Raw genomic sequence first — 18593 nt, forward strand, 5'->3', positions numbered from 1 at the left:
AAAAGCCACCCGAGGGTGGCTGAAAAGATGACGGAACTTTCATAGAGCAAAGCATTCAGCGGGAACAAGTTGCTTCCCGTCACCCAAGGAGGAATACATTAACCGTGCCAACTTGGCAGAGTTGCCTCCCTCCCCCACGCCATCATGGGCAAACCACGACAGCACAGGCCCATGATGATAGAATCTCGCGGTTTCACATTTATGAAGAGTCGACCCCATGCCCTGGATACAAATTCGAATCAACGCCACCGCCAAGACAGCAGACAAGGTGAGCAACATGCTGCTGGGGCGTGGAGCCCAGGCGGTGACCTTTATGGATGCCCAGGATGTGCCCGTCTACGAGCCGCTGCCCGGTGAGACACCGCTCTGGGGCGAGACCGAGGTGATGGGGCTGTTCGATGCCGAAACCGATCCGGCGCCCACCATCGCCTTCTTCCAGCAGATCTTCGGTGAAGATGTCGGCTACAAGGTCGAGCAACTGGAGGACAAGGACTGGGTGCGCGAGTGGATGGACCACTTCCACCCCATGCAGTTTGGCGAGCGGCTCTGGATCTGCCCGAGCTGGCGCGATGTACCGAACCCGGATGCGGTCAACGTCATGCTGGATCCGGGCCTGGCGTTCGGCACCGGCACCCACCCCACCACGGCGCTCTGCCTGCAGTGGCTGGACGGGCTGGATCTGGCCGGCAAGACGGTGGTCGACTTCGGCTGCGGCTCCGGCATCCTCGGTATCGCCGCCCTGAAACTCGGCGCCGCCCGGGTCATCGGCATCGACATCGATCCCCAGGCCATCCAGGCCAGCCATGACAACGCCGAGCGCAACGGCGTCGCCGGCCAGATCGAACTCTATCTGCCGGCGGATCAGCCGCAAGGGGTGGAAGCGGACGTCGTAGTGGCCAACATCCTGGCCGGCCCGCTGCGTGAGCTGGCCCCACTCATCGCCGGCCACGGCAAAGCGGGCAGCCTGATGGCGCTCTCCGGCGTGCTGGAAAGTCAGGCCCCGGAGCTGGAAACCATCTACGGCCAGTGGTTCGACATGGACCAGACCGCAGTGAAAGAGGAGTGGTGCCGCCTCTCCGGCCGCAAGCACGGCTGATCATCGGCGCGACGGCTACCGACACATCGGGGCCGCAAGCACGGCTGATCATCGGTACGGCGGCTACCGACACATCGGGGCCGCAAGCACGGCTGATCATCGGTACGGCGGCTACCATATCGGGGCCGCAAGCACTGCTGAGCATCGGCGCAGCCAAGCGCCAGCTCCAACAACGAGGGCACCCCAGGGTGCCCTCGTTGTTTCTCACACTTTTTTTCACGCCTCCCCGATCTGACTCCCCAGCCTCTTCTCTACGACATCTCATAGAGAATGCCGGTACTGGGCGAAGCTTCACTCTTCTTGCCGCCATCTGGGGGTAAAATGGCTCTCCCCGATGGGCCTGAGAGGCCGAATCTGCCAATCACCATAGAGATCGCCATGAGCAACTATCAGAAAATGATCAGCAGCCAGCCCTATAACTGCATGGCCCCCGAGCTGGATGTGATACGCCGGGAGACGGCCCGCCTGTATCGCCGTTTCAACAAGGCCGATGAGGAGGAGGAACAGCAGATCCTGCTGCAGGCGCTGCTGGGCGAGCTGGCGGAAGGGGCCTTCATCTGCCCGCCGTTCTACTGCACCTATGGCCGTCATGTCAGTCTGGGCGCCGGTACCTACATCAACATGGGGGCCACCTTCCTGGATAACGCACCGATCCGCATCGGCGCCAACGTCATGATAGGGCCGAACGCGCAGATCTATACCGCCGCTCATGCGCTGGACGCCGATGAACGCATCAAAGGGGTGGAGACGGCGCTGCCGGTCACCATAGAGGACAGGGTCTGGATCGGTGGCGGCGCCATCATACTGCCCGGCGTCACCATAGGACGGGATGCCATCGTAGGCGCGGGCTCAGTCGTGACCAAAGACGTGCCGGCCGGTGCCCGGGTGGTGGGCAACCCGGCGCGGGTCCTGCCCGTCAAGGCAAAAACCACACAACAGTAACAGGCGCATAAAAGGCCCATAAAAAATAAAGCCCAATGTCACCAGGACGTTGGGCTGTAAAAAGGTGCTACGGAATTGCGACTCTCATCGCAGAATATTAGAAGGGGTCACCTTCTAAACTGGCAAAGGAATAATAACGGGGCGCAAACGTTTTACGTAGCGTAATCGACCAGGATTGAGAACAGCCTCTCACTATTCAAAAAATTCCCTGCCAACACCGCCTGCCCCCTTGGCAAGCCGCCATTTATCAGTACGGCCTGATGAGAATATCACCAAAAAAAAAGCCCTGATAAATCAGGGCTTTTTTCAGAAAATACGGCATTTCAGAAGCGGCGGACAAATTCTGCCGGGGGCAATTCACGCAGCTTGCGCGCCTCCAGCATGGGGGTGCCCAGGTAGAGGAAGCCCACCAGTTGATCCCCCTCGGCCAGCCCCAGTCCTGCGTTGATCTGTTCATCGAAGATAAACCAGCCTGAGCGCCAGATGCCATTGAAGCCCTGGGCCTGGGCCGCCATCTGCATCGCCATCAGGGCGCAACCGGCGGAGAGCTCCTGCTCCAGCTTCGGCACCTTGGGATGGTCCTGATAGCGGGTCGCCACGGCCACCAGCAGCGGAGCCCGCAGCGGCGCGGCGCGGCTCTTCTCGATGCTCTCCTCGTCCTCGCCCCGGGTGCGGGCCGCCTCGGCCAGCAGGTTGCCGAGACGCTCCCGTCCCTCCCCCTCAAACAGGATGAACTGCCAGGGGGTCAGGGTGCCGTGATCCGGCGCCCGCAGCCCCGCCTTGAGGATGTTGTCGAGCACCTCGCCACTGGGGGCCGGGGTGGTCAGGCGACCACAGGAGTGGCGGTTCAATAACAGGGTGAGGGCATCCATGGGCGACTCCGTGTGGTAGCGGGAAAGCGGTGCAATGATGGCGCTACCCTAGCACAGCCGGGAGGCGTCGCAAAGGCGCTGACCGGCGGCACCGGCCCGGGGCCAGAAAGAATAAACCCCTGCCAGGCAGGGGTTTATCACTATATGCGTTGCAATTTTGGTTAAATCACCGCAGCCAACTCGGCGCCCTGGCGGATTGCCCGTTTCGCATCGAGTTCGGCCGCCACGTCGGCGCCGCCGATGATGTGCACCGGCTTGCCCGCCGCCTGCAGACCGGCTTGCAGCTCCCGCAAGGGCTCCTGACCGGCGCAGATGATCACCTGATCCACCGGCAGGCATTGCTGGGTCTCCCCCACCATGATGTGCAACCCTTCGTCGTCGATACGCAGGTATTGCACGCCGCTCAGCATTTGTACCTTGCGGTTCTTGAGCACGGTACGATGGATCCAGCCGGTGGTCTTGCCGAGGCCGTCCCCCACCTTGCTCTCCTTGCGCTGCAGCAGCCAGATCTGGCGCTCGGGGGCGTCTATCTCGGGCTTGATCAGGCCGCCGCGCTCGCCAAGATTCTTGTCGATGCCCCACTCCTTGAGCCAGTGGTCACGGTGATGCTCGGCGTCTCCCTCCACTTTCTTGTCCACCAGATATTCGGCCACGTCGAAGCCGATACCACCGGCGCCGATCACCGCCACCCTCTGGCCAACCGGTTTGTGATCCCGCAGCACGTCGAGGTAGTTCAGCACCTTGGGATGCTCGATCCCCGGGATATTGGGGGTGCGCGGGCGGATGCCGGTGGCGAGGATCACCTCGTCGAAGCCGCCGCCAAGCAGGCTCTCGGCGCTCTGGCGCTGACCGAGATAGAGCTCGACACCGCACTTCTCCAGCCGTCTGGCGAAGTAGCGCAGGGTCTCGTGGAACTCCTCCTTGCCCGGGATCTGCTTGGCGAAGTTGAACTGGCCGCCGATGATCGGCGCCTGATCGAACAGGCTCACCTGATGGCCGCGCTCGGCGGCGTAGCAGGCGAACGCCAGCCCGGCGGGACCCGCCCCCACCACCGCCAGCCTCTTGGGCTGGGGCACCCGCCCGAAGGTGAGCTCGGTCTCGAAGCAGGCACGGGGGTTGACCAAACAGGAGGCGCGCTTCTGCTTGAACACATGATCCAGGCAGGCCTGGTTGCAGGCGATGCAGGTGTTGATCTCGTCAGCCCGATCCTCGGCCGCCTTGATGACGAACTCGGGATCCGCGAGGAAGGGGCGCGCCATGGAGACCATGTCCGCTTCGCCCTGCGCCAGTATGCGCTCAGCCACCTCGGGGGTGTTGATGCGGTTGGTGGTGATAAGCGGCACCTTGAGGTGCTTTTTAAGCTCCGCCGTCACCCAGCTGAAGGCGCCGCGCGGCACGCTGGTGGCGATGGTGGGGATGCGCGCCTCGTGCCAGCCGATACCGGTGTTGATGAGGCTGACCCCGGCCTGCTCCAGCGCCTGGCCGAGGGCGATCACCTCCTCCAGAGAAGAGCCTTTCTCCACCAGATCCAGCATGGAGAGGCGGAAGATGATGATGAAGTCGGTACCGACCCGCTCGCGGATGGCGCGCACGATCGACAGCGGGAAGCGCATGCGGTTGTCGGCACTGCCGCCCCAGCCATCGCTGCGCTGGTTGGTGCGCTCGCAGATGAACTGGTTGATGAGATAGCCTTCCGAGCCCATCACCTCGACCCCGTCATAACCGGCGGCCTTGGCCAGCGCGGCCGTGGTGGCAAAGTCACGGATGGTGCTGCGGATCTGGCGCTCGCTCATGGCCCGGGGCTTGAACGGGGAGATAGGGGCCTTGAGGGCACTCGGCGCCAGGCTGAACGGGTGATAGGCGTAGCGGCCGGCGTGCAGGATCTGCAGCGCTATCTTGCCCCCCTCCTGATGCACGGCGCCCGTCACCTTCTTGTGCTTGGCGACCTGCCAGGGGAAGCTCAGCTGGGAGCCGTGAGGCACCAGCCGCCCCCGCAGGTTGGGGGCGATGCCGCCGGTGACGATGAGGCCGACGCCGCCCCGGGCCCGCTCGGCATAGAAGGCGGCCAGCTTGTCAAAGCCCCCCTTTTCCTCTTCGAGGCCGGTGTGCATGGAACCCATCAATACCCGGTTCTTGAGTTGGGTAAAGCCGAGGTCGAGGGGGGTCAGAAGCGTAGGGTAGTGGCTCACGGTGCCTCCAGTTAATTTTTTGTTATCAAACTGAGGCTAGAGTAAAGAATCGAAAATTCTTTTTCAAACAAATGTTTGGACATTTTTTCGGCGAACAGTCGTGTTCCGAGGGAAGGACAGGGGATTGCACTGGCGATCGAACCCAGGCGGAAATGGCAATTGGCACTCCATCTGGTTAATAATGGCGTTTCTCTACCCATTAACAGGGCGATAACGCGGCTATGTCTATTTTCAAAGGTCTGGGGTGGCTGTTTCGCAGCCTCTGGCGTCTGCTCAACTTCACCCGGCTGATGCTGGTCAATCTGCTGTTTCTCATCATAGTGCTGGCCATCGTCTTCACCTTCGGCCAGAAAGAGGCGCCAAGCACCCCCATCGAAGGGGCCCTCACCCTCAATCTCTCCGGCGTGCTGGTGGAACAACGCACCCAAACCGACCCGAGCGTGCAACTGCTGCGGCAGGTGGACAGCAGCGACGATCAGCCAAGCGAGATCGTCCTCACCGATCTGCTGTGGGCCATCAAGAGCGCCAAGGATGACGATCGCATCAAGGCGTTGGTGCTCAAGCCCCAGGGGCTGCAAGGCACCAGCCTCTCCAAGCTGCAGGAGGTGGCGGCCGCCATCGACCAGTTCAAGGAGAGTGGCAAGCCGGTGATCGCCATGGCCGACTACTATGCGCAAAGCCCCTATCTGCTCGCCGCCCATGCCGATCACGTGCTGCTCAACCAGAGCGGCGCCGTGCTGATCGAGGGGCTAGGTGTCTACCAGACCTACTTCAAGTCGGCGCTGGAGAAGCTCAACGTCACCCCCCACGTGTTCAAGGTCGGCACCTACAAGTCCTTCGTCGAGCCCTATACCCGGGATGAGATGTCACCGGAGAGCAAGGAGGCGAACCAGCGCTGGCTGGATCAGCTGTGGCAATCCTATGTGGCCGACGTGGCCGAAGAGCGGGAAATCGAACCCGAGGCCGTCGCGCCGAGCAAGGATCGCTTCCTCGAACTGCTGCGCAAGGCCGGTGGCAATGCCGCCAGCTACGCCCTCGACAACGGCCTGGTGGACGAACTGGCCACCCGTGACGAGATGACCCAGGCGGTCATCAAGGAGGTCGGGGAAGACAAGGATCACGGCTGGAAAGGGGTGGGCCTCAAGGAGTATCTGGCCGCCATTCCCGAACAGTATCCCCAGAACGGCAAGGATGAGGTGGGTCTGATCGTCGCCAGCGGCGCCATCATGGATGGCGTCCAGCCTGCCGGCACCATAGGCGGTGACAGCCTCGCCGATCTGCTGAGCGATGCCCGCCGCGACGATCAGGTCAAGGCCGTGGTACTGCGGGTCGACAGCCCGGGCGGCAGCGCCTTCGCCGCCGAGCAGATCCGCGCCGAGTTGCTGGCCCTGAAACAGGCAGGCAAGCCGGTGGTCATCTCCATGGGTAGCTACGCCGCCTCCGGTGGCTACTGGATCTCTGCCGATGCGGACAAGATCTTCGCCTCCCCCACCACCCTTACCGGCTCCATCGGGGTGTTCGGCATGTTCGCCACCATCGACAAGGCACTGTCCCAGTACGGCGTCCACACCGATGGCGTCGGCACCACCGACTTCGTCGGCATCGGCCTGACCCGGGCCCTGCCGGAACACGTCGGTCAGGCCATTCAGCTCGGCGTGGAAGATACCTATCAGCGCTTCGTCGGCCTGGTCGGCAAGGGCCGTGGCCTGAGCCCGGAAGAGGCGGAGAAAGCCGCCGAAGGCCGGGTCTGGACCGGTCAGGACGCCAAGGAACTTGGGCTGGTTGACGAGTTCGGCAATCTGGATGATGCCCTGCAGGCCGCCGCCGATCTCGCCAACCTCAAGAGCTGGCAGGTGACCCCCATCGAGCAGGAAGAGTCGGCCAGAGACAAGTTCCTGCGCGAGCTGTTTGACAGCAGCGCCCGGGCCTTGGCCCCCCATGTACAGAGCTGGCTGCCCGCCGGATTTGGCAAGACACTGGTCGAGGTGAACAAGGGGCTGGATCCGCTGATCCGCTTCAACGATCCCCAAGGCACCTATGCCTTCTGCCCGGTCTGCCTCCCTTGAGGAGAGGCTGAACAATAAAAAAACCGCCGTTTGGCGGTTTTTTTATTGCCGTGCAGCCAGCGCGGCTCAGATCAGCAGCCCGGCCTCGACCCAGTGTTGTAGCTCGGCCAGCACTCGGGTCTCGCGCGCCGTCCACTGCGGGCAGGGGCCGGCCAACTGGGTCTTGTTGGTCTGCAGCGCCTCATCCAGCGCGAACCAGCCGGGGGTGAAGCCGAGCCGCAGCTCGTAGGGCTGGGGCCGCGGTTCGCTCCAGGCCTCCCCCAGCTGGCAGAGATAGTAGAAAGAGTGAATACAGTAAGCGTCGTAGGCTGCCTCGCGGGCGGCGCGAAACTCCCGCGTCTCGCCGAGCAGGGCCCCCACGGCCAGCAACTCGGCACCGCACTCTTCTCGCAGCTCCCGGGCCAGTGCCCTGCCGTGACACTCCCCCAGCTCGATGCCGCCGCCCGGGAACATCAGATCCCCGTTGACGCGAGAATGCACCATCAGCAGTTGATCCCCCCGCCGCACCACGGCCCGGACCGTGGTGCGCTCGAGCACCCGCCCGTCGCACGCGACCTGGCCATGGACGAGACGGATATCGAAGGGATGGGCCCATTGGGCATCTGGCTGAACAGGGTTCATCAGGATCGGTATGCCCCGCGCGTGAGTTGAAAAATAAGGCTGGCGCCGTGAAACCGTGGTCATGGGGCTCGTCAGATTGATAACAAGCCTCGCCCGCCACGGCCACCACCAACTAGCAAATCGGCTACATATCCATTACAATGCGCGCGCCATATAAGGCCGCGACCGCAGAATAATATAACGAAATACACAGCCCTACACTGATCTGCTTTCGACGAATTTCTATTTTTCCAGCAATTTGCCCAACAACGTGAAATAAAGGATCTGGTTAATGACCCACGAGCACTACTTGCAGGCGTGGCAGGAGAGCCAGGCGCTCGCCGAAGCCATGCAACCCTTGATCGGCCGCCTCTATCGCCAGCAAGGGATAGAGATCACCGTCTTCGGACGCCCTCTGCAAAATGCCTCCACCATCGACATCCTCAAGGCCCATAGAGTCGTTCGCCGCCACCAGGGCGCCCCGCTCCCCATCCAGCAAAGCTTCCCCCTGCTGTGCGCCATCGTCGCGCTGAACCCGACCGCCGCCGAAGTGGATCTCGGCAAGCTGACCGTCGGTTACTGGCAGGATCACCAGGATGAGGCGGGCATCGAGGACTACCTGCGCACCAAGCTGGCGCCGGCCCTGAACCAGGGCACCGTGCCCGCCCCCACCGACGTGGTGCTGTACGGTTTCGGTCGCATCGGCCGCCTGCTGGCACGGCTGCTGATCGAGCGCACCGGCGCTGCCAACTCCCTGCGTCTGCGTGCCATCGTCGTGCGTGGCGGCCGCGAGGGGGATCTGGAGAAACGCGCCAGCCTGCTGCGTCGTGACTCGGTACACGGCCCCTTCAACGGCTCCATCGAGGTGGACAACGAGCGCAGCGCCATCATCGCCAACGGCACCTTCATCCAGGTCATTTACGCGAACAACCCGGCGGACATCGACTACCACGCCTACGGCATCGACCATGCGCTGATCGTCGACAACACCGGGGTCTGGCGCGATGAGACTGGCCTCAGCGAACACCTGAAGGCCCGCGGCGCCGCCAGGGTGCTGCTGACCGCCCCCGGCAAGGGCGAGATGAAGAACGTGGTGTTCGGGGTCAACCACGAGGTGATCACCCAGGACGATCGCATCATCTCCGCCGCCTCCTGCACCACCAACGCCATCACCCCGGTGCTCAAGGTGATGCAGGACAAGTACGGCATCCGCCACGGCCACGTGGAGACGGTGCACTCCTACACCAACGATCAGAACCTGATCGACAACTATCACAAGGGTGAACGCCGTGGCCGCAGCGCCGCGCTCAACATGGTGATGACCAGCACCGGCGCCGCCAAGGCGGTGGCCAAGGCGCTGCCAGAGCTCAAGGGCAAGTTGACCGGCAACGCCATCCGGGTGCCGACCCCCAACGTCTCGCTGGCCATCATCAACCTGTCGCTCGAGCAGGCGACCGACCGAGACAGTCTCAACGCCTATCTGCAACAGATGGCGCTGAGCTCGGCCCTGCATCGCCAGATTGATTTCAGCGCCAGCACCGAGCTGGTCTCCTCCGACATGGTGGGCTCCCGCTTCGCCGGGATAGTGGATTCCCAGGCCACCATCGCCGAGGGGGATCACTGCGTGCTTTACGTGTGGTATGACAACGAGTTCGGGTACAGTTGTCAGGTAGTGCGGGTGATGGAGCAGATGGCCGGCGTGGTACGCCAGGATCTGCCCGCCTAAGCCCTGGTTTATGGCTCAATGTTCAAGGAGAGGCAGGATGTCGTTTCAACAGGTGATCGGGCAGATGCCCAAGGAAGTGTACGAGCGGCTCAAGACCGCGGTCGAACTCGGCAAGTGGCCGGACGGCCAGCCCCTCACCGAGGAGCAGAAGGCCACCTCGCTGCAGGCCGTGATGGCCTGGCAGGCGATGCACCTCGAGAACCCCGAGCACATGAACATAGGCCGCGACGGCGAGATCGTCATGAAGAGCAAGAGCGAGCTCAAGCGCCAGTATCGGGATGAGGAAGAGATAGTCCGCATCGAGATCAGCCACTGAGCCTAGCTGCGAGCCCGGCTCGCACGCCATAGCAAAGAGGGGAGCCATCATGGCTCCCCTCTTTTTTCCTGTCTATGCCGGGTGAGGATATCCCCCTCATCCCCAACCCTTCTTCCGCCAGGGGAGCAGGGAGCAGATCGGTTACCTGTGAATGCATCGCAGCCAATCCGTCGCCAAAGCATCCCTCGCCCATGCTCATTGTGGCCCTAGCTCGGTCCCCTCTGCCCCTGAGAGAGGGCAGGAGCCACAATGCTCAGGGCGTCAGTTCACCGCGCAGGGATTGCTGCATCAGCTCGCGGATGCGCGGGGCCGGCAAATCCTGGCTCAGCAGGAAGTGCAGCTTGGTCAGCGCCGCCTCGGCGGTCATGTCGAAACCCGAGATGACCCCGGCGCGGGACAGCGCGTTGCCGGTGGCATAGCCTCCCATGTTGACCTTGCCGTGCAGGCACTGGCTCAGGTTGACGATGATGACGCCGCGAGCAGAGGCCTCGGACAGCAGCGCCAGCATGGCCGGGTTCTGCGGCGCATTGCCCACCCCGAAGGAGAGCAGGATCAGCGCCCGCACCGGCTGCTGCAGTATGTTGGCGATCACCTCGCTCGAGATACCGGGATAGAGGGTCACCACGCCGATGGGCTGCGGCGTGATGTCGTGCAGCACCAGGGCGCGATCGGATGGCTGACCCAGCTCCCCCGCCTCCAGCGAGATGGCGATGCCGGCGTTGAGCAGCGGCGGGTAGTTCGGCGAGTCGAAGGCGTGGAAGCCGTCCGCATGCACCTTCTTGCTGCGATTGCCGCGATAGAGCTGGTTGTTGAAGAACAGCGTCACCTCGTGGATCGGGTAGTTGGCCGCGATGTAGAGCGCGTTGAGCAGGTTCTGCTGGCCGTCCGAGCGCAATTCGGCGAGCGGGATCTGGGAGCCGGTGATGATCACCGGCTTGTGCAGGTCCTCGAGCATGAAGGAGAGTGCCGAGGCGGTGAACGACATGGTGTCGGTGCCGTGCAGGATCACGAAGCCATCGTACTGGTCGTAGTGGTCGCGAATGTCCTCGGCGATGCGCTGCCAGTCTGCCGGGGTCATGTCGGACGAGTCGATGAGGGGCGCATATTCGTGAACATGGTAGGACGGCATCTCGGGCCGGTGGAATTCGGGCATCCGTGCCAGACAATCGTCCATGAAGCCCGCCATCGGCACATAGCCGTGGTCGGAACGCTGCATCCCTATGGTACCGCCTGTGTAGGCAATGTAGATGGACTTCTTCACACCCTCTCCTCTGTGTGGGCCAAAAACCGGCAAATCAATATCGTCAGGGACCAGTAAATCGCGTCTGATCCCATTCATATCTCTATATGGATAGGCCGAATACCGGCAGATCATGGAAACCGGCGAATTATAGAGATTGATGCCCCGAATGACAGTCGCCAGATCACAAATCCGACGAGAAGGAGGGGGGCAGCCAGTAGTATTAAACGCCGAAATACAGTACAAGAATAACCGTTAATATGATGAATATGGATATAGGCGGTGCTTTTTGCTAGTATCCGCCGGATTTTGCATAAATCCCATCTCGAGGCCTGCAGATATCAGGCACGCATAGTTCCCATTTTTACGTGGGATCGGGCATCTCGCCCCTTCTGAATTGGCTACTGAGCCACACTATTTTCCATCCCGGCTGAATCTGTGCGTCTTCGCCTCCGAAGACACAGCCAATCAACATGGGAGTACCGAATGATACAACTTGATTCCTACGCCACTCTGGTCGCAGCCACCCTGGTGCTGCTGCTCGGTCGTTCGCTGGTCAACCGGATCAACGTGCTGCGCACCTTCACCATCCCCAAACCGGTCGCTGGCGGCCTGCTGGTCGCCCTGGTACTGGTGCTGCTGCGCGCCAGCATGGGGGTGGAGCTGCGCTTCGATACCGCGTTCCAGACGCCGCTGATGCTGGCCTTCTTCGCCTCCATCGGCCTCTCTGCCGATCTGGGCAGCCTCAAGCGGGGCGGCAAGGCGGTGTTCACCTTCCTGCTGGTGGTGACCGGCCTGCTGCTGATGCAGAACATACTGGGGGTGGGTCTCGCCACCCTGCTCGGCCTGGATCCGATGATGGGCCTGCTGGCCGGCTCCATCACCCTCTCCGGCGGTCACGGCACCGGTGCGGCCTGGGGCGCCATCTTCAGCGAGAAGTACGGCCTGCAATCCGCCACCGAGCTGGCCATGGCTTGTGCCACCTTCGGCCTGGTGCTGGGCGGCCTCATCGGCGGCCCGGTTGCCCGCCATCTGGTGAAGAAGGTGCAGGTGCCCGGTGAGGAGCACAACCGGGACGAGGCTCCCCAAGGCTTCGAGATGCCGGAAATGGAACGTCCCATCACCACCTACAGCCTGATCGAGACAGTGGCGCTGATCGCTATCTGTTTGAAGGGCGGCGAGCTGCTCGCCACCTTCCTCAAGGGAAGCACCCTCGAGCTGCCGGTCTTCGTCTGTGTGCTGTTTACCGGCGTGTTGCTGCGCAACCTGCTGGGCCTGCTCAAGTGGCACGAGGTGAGCGATCGGGAAGTCTCGTTGCTCGGCAACGTCAGCCTGTCGCTGTTCCTGGCGATGGCATTGATGAGCCTGAAGCTGTGGGATCTGGCGAGCCTGGCCCTGCCCATCTTCATCCTGCTGGCCGTGCAGACCATAGCGATGGCGCTCTACGCCACGTTCATCACCTTCAGGGTCATGGGCAGCAACTATGATGCGGCCGTGCTGGCGGCGGGCCACTGCGGCTTCGGCCTCGGCGCCACCCCGACTGCCATTGCCAACATGCAGGCCATCACCCAGCGCTTCGGCCCGTCCCACATGGCGTTCCTGGTGGTGCCCATGGTCGGTGCCTTCTTCATCGACATCATCAACGCCATGGTGATCAAGCTGTTCCTGGCGATGCCCTTCCTGTAAGTCACCAAGCCGGATCGACCATGAAACAGAGCCCACCTTGACGGTGGGCTCTTTCATTTCGGCTCCCCGCCATCGACCCCCAGGCAGAAACCGCACCAAGAAAAAGCCCCGCACTCTGGTGCGGGGCTTTTGCATGTAGGCGTGAGGCCATCGCTTACAGAATAAAGGTCGAGACCTGCTGGTTCAGGTTGGTGGCACGGCCCTTGAGGCCCTGCGCCTGATCCAGGTCGCGCATGGCCGCGGCGGTGATCTCGTCGCTCACGTCCTTGATGGCGGTGGTGTTCTGGGTGATCTCGCCGGTCACCTGGGTCTGCTCCTCGGCGGCGGTGGCGATCTGACCCGCCATGTCGGAGATGAGCGAGACCGCCTGAGTGATCTCTTCGAGCGCAGCGGCGGCGGCATCGGCGTCTTTCACGCTGTTGTCGGCCAAGCCCTGGCTGGTCTGCATCAGGCTCACCGCGCGGGCGGTGGTCTGCTGCAGCGTTTCTATGGTGGCCTGGATCTCCTGGGTGGAGTCCTGGGTACGACGGGACAGCACCCGCACCTCGTCCGCCACCACGGCGAAACCACGGCCTTGCTCGCCGGCGCGGGCCGCTTCGATGGCCGCGTTCAGCGCCAGCAGATTGGTCTGCTCGGCAATGCCCTGAATGGTGGAGAGGATGCCGGAGATGGCCTGGGCATGGCGGCTCAGCTCGCCAATCACCCCGGTGGCCTGCCCCACTTCCTCCGCCAGGTTGTTGATGGAGGCGCGGGTCTGGTTCACCAGCATCTTGCCCTGCTCGCTGCTCTGAGCGGATTGCTGGGCGGCGGCGGCGGTGTTCTCGGCGTTGCCGGCGATCTCCATGGTGGCGCTCGCCATCTCGGTGACCGCGGTGGCGACCATAGTCACCTCCTGCTGTTGACGCTGCAGCTCTTCCACCGCGGCCTGGTTGGTCACCAGACTGCGCTCGGCGTCGGCGTTCAGCTCGTTGGCAAGCTGGCGAATATTCCCGATCAGCTGATGCTGGCTGCCGACGAAGCGGTTGAAGCTGTTGGCCAGCTGGCCCACTTCATCGTTGGCGTCGATCTTGATGCGCTGGGTCAGATCGCCATTACCGTCGGCGATGCGGGCCAGGGCCTGGGAGACCTTGCCGAGCGGGCCGAGCAACAGGCTCACCAGCCAGGAGATGGCGAGGATGCTGCCCACCAGGACCAGCAGGGCCAGGCCGAGCTGGGTCAGCAGCAGGGAGGAGAGCGGCGCCTCCAGGGTGGCCTTGTCCAGTATCAGCACCAGCTCCCAGTCGGTGTCAGGAATGTCCACCGCCCACAGCAGCTTGTCACGGCCTTCGTTGTCGAAGTAGACCGGCACCAGACTCTGGCTCGCCTTGCTCTGCTCGATCAGGACGTTGGTCAGATCGTTGTCGATCTCGGTGGCGGGCTTCATCGCCTTGGCCGCGTCCTTGTACGCAATCACGGTGCCATCCTTGTGCATCATGATGGCCATGCCGTCGGCGGGCAGTTTCATCCGGGTGACATCTTCCACCAGGGAGGCAATGGAGAGATCGCCGCCGACCACCCCGCCCTGCGCGGGCTGGGCCAGGGTCACCACCATGATGTTGTAGGCCACGTCCAGATAGGGTTTGGTCACGATCAGACCGCCCTTGCCCATGGCCTCCTGATACCAGCCACGGGAGCGGGGATCATAACCGTCACGGTTGATGGCGGGATCGGAGTCGTTCATCTTGCCGCTGCCCTCACCGAAATAGGTGAGCTGGAAGCGACCGGAGACTTGCGCCTGTTGCAGCGCGTTGAGGGGCTCGGGGCTGGCCTTGCTGCCGAGGGCCTGGATCACGTCGCGACGGGCGGAGAGCCAGTCGCTGATCCGTTCGGCCTGCTGGCCGCCGAGGCGCTGCACCTGCTCCTGACTGCCTTGCAGCAACAGGGACTTCTGACTGGTATAGCTCTGCCAGGAGAGCAGCAGGATCACCAGGGAGAGGGCGATCACCACAGACAACAGTATCTTCTGCTTGAGTGATAGGTTCTTCATCGTATGTTCTTCTTGTGGGTCAGGAACAGGATTGCTCGAAAGTGCATGGCACTGTGCTGTTAGCGGCTAGAGGGGACAAAACTGAAGCTGATAATGGCGGGAACGGCGACATTTTCTGCTGAAACGGAGCAGGTCCTCTCATAAATTGGTGACAGTCAGCGACCAGAACCAACCAACCCTGTTTATTCCTTCCGCAATTGGCTAGAATATCCCGTTTTTAAATCACATCGACCCCGAGAGTTTTCACGATGTTTGAAGTCAATCCTGTATTAAACAAGCTTAAGGAGCTGTCTGAGAGGACCGAGCTGCTTAGGGGGTACCTTTGACTATGACGCCAAGAAAGAGCGTCTAGAAGAGGTCAATGCCGAGCTGGAACAGCCGGACGTATGGAACGAACCCGAGCGCGCACAGGCGCTGGGCAAAGAGCGTGTGTCGCTCGAAAACGTGGTCAGCACCATAGATACCCTGACTCAGGGTGTCGACGATGTGGAGATGCTGGTCAGCCTGGCCGTCGAAGGGGAAGATGAAGAGACCTTCAACGAAGCCGTGGTCGAGGCCGACGGTCTCGAAGCCAAGCTGGTGGATCTCGAGTTCCGTCGCATGTTCTCCGGCCAGCACGATGGCTCCGACTGCTACATCGACATCCAGTCCGGTTCCGGCGGCACCGAGGCCCAGGACTGGGCCAACATGGTGCTGCGCATGTACCTGCGCTGGGGCGATGCCCACGGCTACAAGCCGGAGCTGATCGAGCTGTCTGACGGCGACGTGGCCGGCATCAAGTCCGCCACTGTCAAGTTCACCGGCGAGTATGCCTTCGGCTGGCTGCGCACCGAGACCGGTGTCCACCGTCTGGTCCGCAAATCACCGTTTGACTCCGGCGGTCGCCGTCACACCTCGTTCTGCTCGGTGTTCGTCTACCCCGAGATCGATGACGACATCGAGATCGACATCAACCCGGCCGATCTGCGCATCGATGTCTACCGTGCCTCCGGCGCCGGTGGTCAGCACGTCAACCGGACCGAGTCCGCGGTGCGTATCACCCACATCCCGACCGGGGTGGTGGTGCAGTGTCAGAACGACCGTTCTCAGCACAAGAACAAAGACCAGTGTATGAAGCAGCTGAAGGCCAAGCTCTATGAGCTGGAAATTCAGAAGCAGAACGCTGAGAAGCAAGCCCTCGAAGAGACCAAGTCCGACATCGGCTGGGGCAGCCAGATCCGCTCTTACGTGCTCGATGATGCCCGTATCAAGGATCTGCGCACCGGTATCGAGACCCGAAATACCCAATCGGTACTCGACGGCGACTTGGACAAGTTTATCGAAGCCAGCCTGAAATCAGGCCTGTAACAGAGCAGCAGGAATCACCATGTCTGAACAAACCACCACCCCGGCAGTCGACCAGACTCTCGAACTGAACAACGAGATGCAGGAGCGTCGCTCCAAGCTGGCCGCCCTGCGCGCCCAGGGAAACCCCTTCCCCAACGATTTTCGTCGTGACAGCCTGTCTGGCGATCTGCACGCCGAGTTCGGCGACAAGAGCGCCGACGAGCTGGCGGCCCTGGGTAAACGGGTGAAGATTGCCGGTCGTATCATGACCCGCCGGATCATGGGTAAGGCTTCCTTCGCGACCCTGCAGGACATGGCTGGCAAGATCCAGATCTACGTGACCCGTGACGATCTGCCGGAAGGCTTCTACAACGAACAGTTCAAGAAGTGGGATCTGGGTGACATCGTCGGCGTGGAAGGGACCCTGTTCCGTACCAACACCGGCGAGCTCTCCGTGCACGTCGGCACCATCCGTCTGCTGACCAAAGCGCTGCGTCCGCTGCCCGAGAAGCACAAGGGCCTGACCGATCAGGAAGCCCGCTGCCGCCAGCGCTATCTGGATCTGATCGCCAACGAAGAGTCCCGCAAGACCTTCATGATCCGCACCCAGGTGGTCGCCGGCATCCGCAAGTTCTTCAACGAGAAGCGCTTCATGGAAGTGGAAACCCCCATGATGCAGGTCATCCCGGGTGGTGCCTCCGCGCGTCCGTTCGTCACTCACCACAATGCGCTGGACATCGACATGTACCTGCGTATCGCCCCCGAGCTTTACCTGAAGCGTCTGGTGGTCGGTGGTTTCGAGCGCGTATACGAGATCAACCGCAACTTCCGTAACGAAGGCATCTCGGTGCGTCACAACCCCGAGTTCACCATGATCGAGTTCTACATGGCGTATGCCGATTACATCGATCTGATGGACCTGACCGAGGAGCTGCTGCGCACCCTGGCCCAGGACATCCTGGGGGACACCAAGATCCGTTACGCCAAAGAGGGCGAAGAGGGTCTGACCATCGATTTCGGTCAGCCGTTCCAGCGCCTCACCATGGTCGAGTCCATCCTGAAGTTCAACGCGGATGTGACCCTAGACGATCTGGCTACCCTGGAGAGCGCCAAGGCCGTTGCCAAGCGCCTGCACATCGAGCTGATGAAGGGCTGGGAACTGGGCCACGTGATCACCGCCATCTTCGAAGAGACGGTGGAACACATGCTGCTGCAACCGACCTTCATCACCGAGTACCCGGCCGCCGTCTCCCCGCTGGCGCGCCGTAACGACGCTAACCCGGACGTGACCGACCGCTTCGAGTTCTTCATCGGTGGCCGCGAGCTGGCCAACGGCTTCTCCGAGCTGAACGATGCGGAAGACCAAGCCAAGCGCTTCCAGGATCAGGTGAACCAGAAAGAAGCCGGTGACGATGAAGCCATGTTCTACGACGCCGACTTCGTGACCGCGCTGGAACACGGCCTGCCGCCGACCGCCGGTCAGGGCATCGGTATCGACCGTCTGGTGATGCTGTTCACCAACAGTCACACTATCCGCGACGTCATCCTGTTCCCGGCCCTGCGTCCGCAACAGAAATAAGCATCCCACCCGGGCCAGCCCGAGCGCGCGATAACAATAAAACGCCCCGCAACTGCGGGGCGTTTTTTATGGTGAACACCAACCGGTGGCGAGCATCGAGCGCCCCGCCGGCTCGCGGCTTATGCCGAGGGTGGCAGCAACCACTCCCCCTGCCACAGGGTCAGCGCCTGACCCGCCATCAGCACCCTGTCCCCTTCCAGCTGCAGTTGCAGCTCCCCCCCTCGCGCCGAGATCTGGCGAGCCTTCAGCTGGCTCTTGCCAAGCCGTTCGGCCCAGAAGGGCATCAGGGCGCAATGATTGGAACCGGTGACCGGATCCTCATCCACCCCGACCCAGGGGGCGAAGTAGCGGGAGACGAAGTCATCATCCCCACGGCTGGACGGTGCCGTCACCATCAGCCCCCGACCGGGCAAGGCACGCAGGGCGTTAAAATCCGGCGCCAGCGCCTCTATTTCCTCCTCGCTGGCCAACTCCAGCAGGAACTTGGCGCCGGCGGCCAGGGTCTGCAACGGCTTGCAACCCAGCGCGGCGGCATAGGCCGGATCTAGCGTCAGAGGGCCAAGCGGGATACGCGGGAAGTCGAGCCGGATCCAGTCCCCTTCGGCCTTAGCCTCAAGCAGGCCACTGCGGGTCTCGAAACGCAGGCCCTGGGTGCGTGCCACCTCCCCCGTCTGCCACAGCACATGGGCGGCCGCCAGGGTGCCGTGGCCACAGAGATCTACCTCCACCACCGGGGTAAACCAGCGCAGTCGATAGTGCGCAGCTCCTAACGGCGTGAGGAAGGCGGTCTCCGACAGATTGAACTCGGCCGCCATGGCTTGCAGCTCGGCATCGCTCCGCTCCGGCCCCAGTACCACCACGGCCGGGTTGCCAGCAAAGGGTTGCTGGCTGAAGGCATTGACATGAAACAGTGTGGTCGTCGACATCGG

14 protein-coding genes are annotated in these 18593 nt (G+C 62.3%); 8 read left to right on the forward strand and 6 right to left on the reverse strand.

The features are described from left to right. The first annotated feature begins 217 nt into the window (after positions 1-217). Entirely contained in the window at positions 218-1096 is an 879-nt protein-coding gene (prmA, locus tag ACZ9IL_RS12890) for a 50S ribosomal protein L11 methyltransferase (RefSeq protein WP_043140108.1), read from the forward strand. 378 nt (positions 1097-1474) lie between these two features. Continuing rightward, positions 1475-2038: a sugar O-acetyltransferase gene (locus ACZ9IL_RS12895; RefSeq protein WP_476003864.1), complete on the forward strand. Its 564-nt coding sequence runs from the start codon at positions 1475-1477 to the stop codon at positions 2036-2038. 323 nt (positions 2039-2361) lie between these two features. On the opposite strand, the gene ACZ9IL_RS12900 is transcribed toward ACZ9IL_RS12895, so the two are convergent. Further along, entirely contained in the window at positions 2362-2910 is a 549-nt protein-coding gene (locus tag ACZ9IL_RS12900; protein WP_476003865.1) for an NAD(P)H nitroreductase, read from the reverse strand. A 161-nt stretch (positions 2911-3071) separates the two neighbouring features. Next, the gene (locus ACZ9IL_RS12905) at positions 3072-5099 is read right to left on the reverse strand and encodes an oxidoreductase (protein WP_476003866.1); all 2028 of its coding nucleotides are present in this window, start codon (positions 5097-5099) and stop codon (positions 3072-3074) included. A 221-nt stretch (positions 5100-5320) separates the two neighbouring features. Between ACZ9IL_RS12905 and sppA the strand changes: the two genes are divergently transcribed. After that, positions 5321-7165 (forward strand): signal peptide peptidase SppA, encoded by a 1845-nt coding sequence (gene sppA, locus ACZ9IL_RS12910; protein WP_476003867.1) that lies wholly within the window; start codon positions 5321-5323, stop codon positions 7163-7165. A gap of 66 nt (positions 7166-7231) precedes the next feature. Here the strand turns inward: sppA and ACZ9IL_RS12915 are convergent, their stop codons facing one another. Further along, positions 7232-7786: an NUDIX domain-containing protein gene (locus ACZ9IL_RS12915; RefSeq protein WP_476003868.1), complete on the reverse strand. Its 555-nt coding sequence runs from the start codon at positions 7784-7786 to the stop codon at positions 7232-7234. 271 nt (positions 7787-8057) lie between these two features. On the opposite strand from ACZ9IL_RS12915, the gene ACZ9IL_RS12920 reads away from it, so the two are divergent. Together ACZ9IL_RS12920 and ACZ9IL_RS12925 are read left to right on the forward strand one after the other, a co-directional pair. Further along, complete coding sequence (locus ACZ9IL_RS12920) at positions 8058-9491, forward strand: glyceraldehyde-3-phosphate dehydrogenase (RefSeq protein ID WP_476003869.1); 1434 nt, start codon at positions 8058-8060, stop codon at positions 9489-9491. Positions 9492-9528: 37 nt separating this feature from the next. Then, the gene (locus tag ACZ9IL_RS12925) at positions 9529-9807 is read left to right on the forward strand and encodes a YeaC family protein (protein WP_476003870.1); all 279 of its coding nucleotides are present in this window, start codon (positions 9529-9531) and stop codon (positions 9805-9807) included. A gap of 253 nt (positions 9808-10060) precedes the next feature. On the opposite strand, the gene ansA is transcribed toward ACZ9IL_RS12925, so the two are convergent. Further along, positions 10061-11068 (reverse strand): asparaginase, encoded by a 1008-nt coding sequence (gene ansA / locus ACZ9IL_RS12930; RefSeq protein ID WP_476003871.1) that lies wholly within the window; start codon positions 11066-11068, stop codon positions 10061-10063. A 465-nt stretch (positions 11069-11533) separates the two neighbouring features. Between ansA and gltS the strand changes: the two genes are divergently transcribed. Further along, entirely contained in the window at positions 11534-12733 is a 1200-nt protein-coding gene (gene gltS, locus ACZ9IL_RS12935) for a sodium/glutamate symporter (protein ID WP_476003872.1), read from the forward strand. Between the two features lie 154 nt (positions 12734-12887). Here gltS and ACZ9IL_RS12940 read toward each other — a convergent pair whose 3' ends face one another. Further along, positions 12888-14759 carry a methyl-accepting chemotaxis protein gene (locus ACZ9IL_RS12940; protein WP_476003873.1) on the reverse strand — a complete coding sequence of 624 codons (1872 nt, stop codon included), beginning with the start codon at positions 14757-14759 and terminating at the stop codon, positions 12888-12890. 248 nt (positions 14760-15007) lie between these two features. On the opposite strand from ACZ9IL_RS12940, the gene prfB reads away from it, so the two are divergent. After that, positions 15008-16106, forward strand: a protein-coding gene (gene prfB / locus ACZ9IL_RS12945; RefSeq protein WP_476003874.1) for a peptide chain release factor 2 whose coding sequence is annotated in 2 segments (ribosomal slippage) — positions 15008-15082 and positions 15084-16106 — 1098 coding nt in all. Because the reading frame shifts where the segments join, the coding sequence is not laid out codon by codon here. Between the two features lie 19 nt (positions 16107-16125). Continuing rightward, positions 16126-17664 carry a lysine--tRNA ligase gene (gene lysS / locus ACZ9IL_RS12950; RefSeq protein WP_476003875.1) on the forward strand — a complete coding sequence of 513 codons (1539 nt, stop codon included), beginning with the start codon at positions 16126-16128 and terminating at the stop codon, positions 17662-17664. Between the two features lie 119 nt (positions 17665-17783). On the opposite strand, the gene ACZ9IL_RS12955 is transcribed toward lysS, so the two are convergent. After that, complete coding sequence (locus tag ACZ9IL_RS12955; RefSeq protein ID WP_476003876.1) at positions 17784-18590, reverse strand: PhzF family phenazine biosynthesis protein; 807 nt, start codon at positions 18588-18590, stop codon at positions 17784-17786. Between the last annotated feature and the right edge of the window lie 3 nt (positions 18591-18593).

It is taken from the genome of Aeromonas sp. TECH754, from assembly GCF_056279295.1.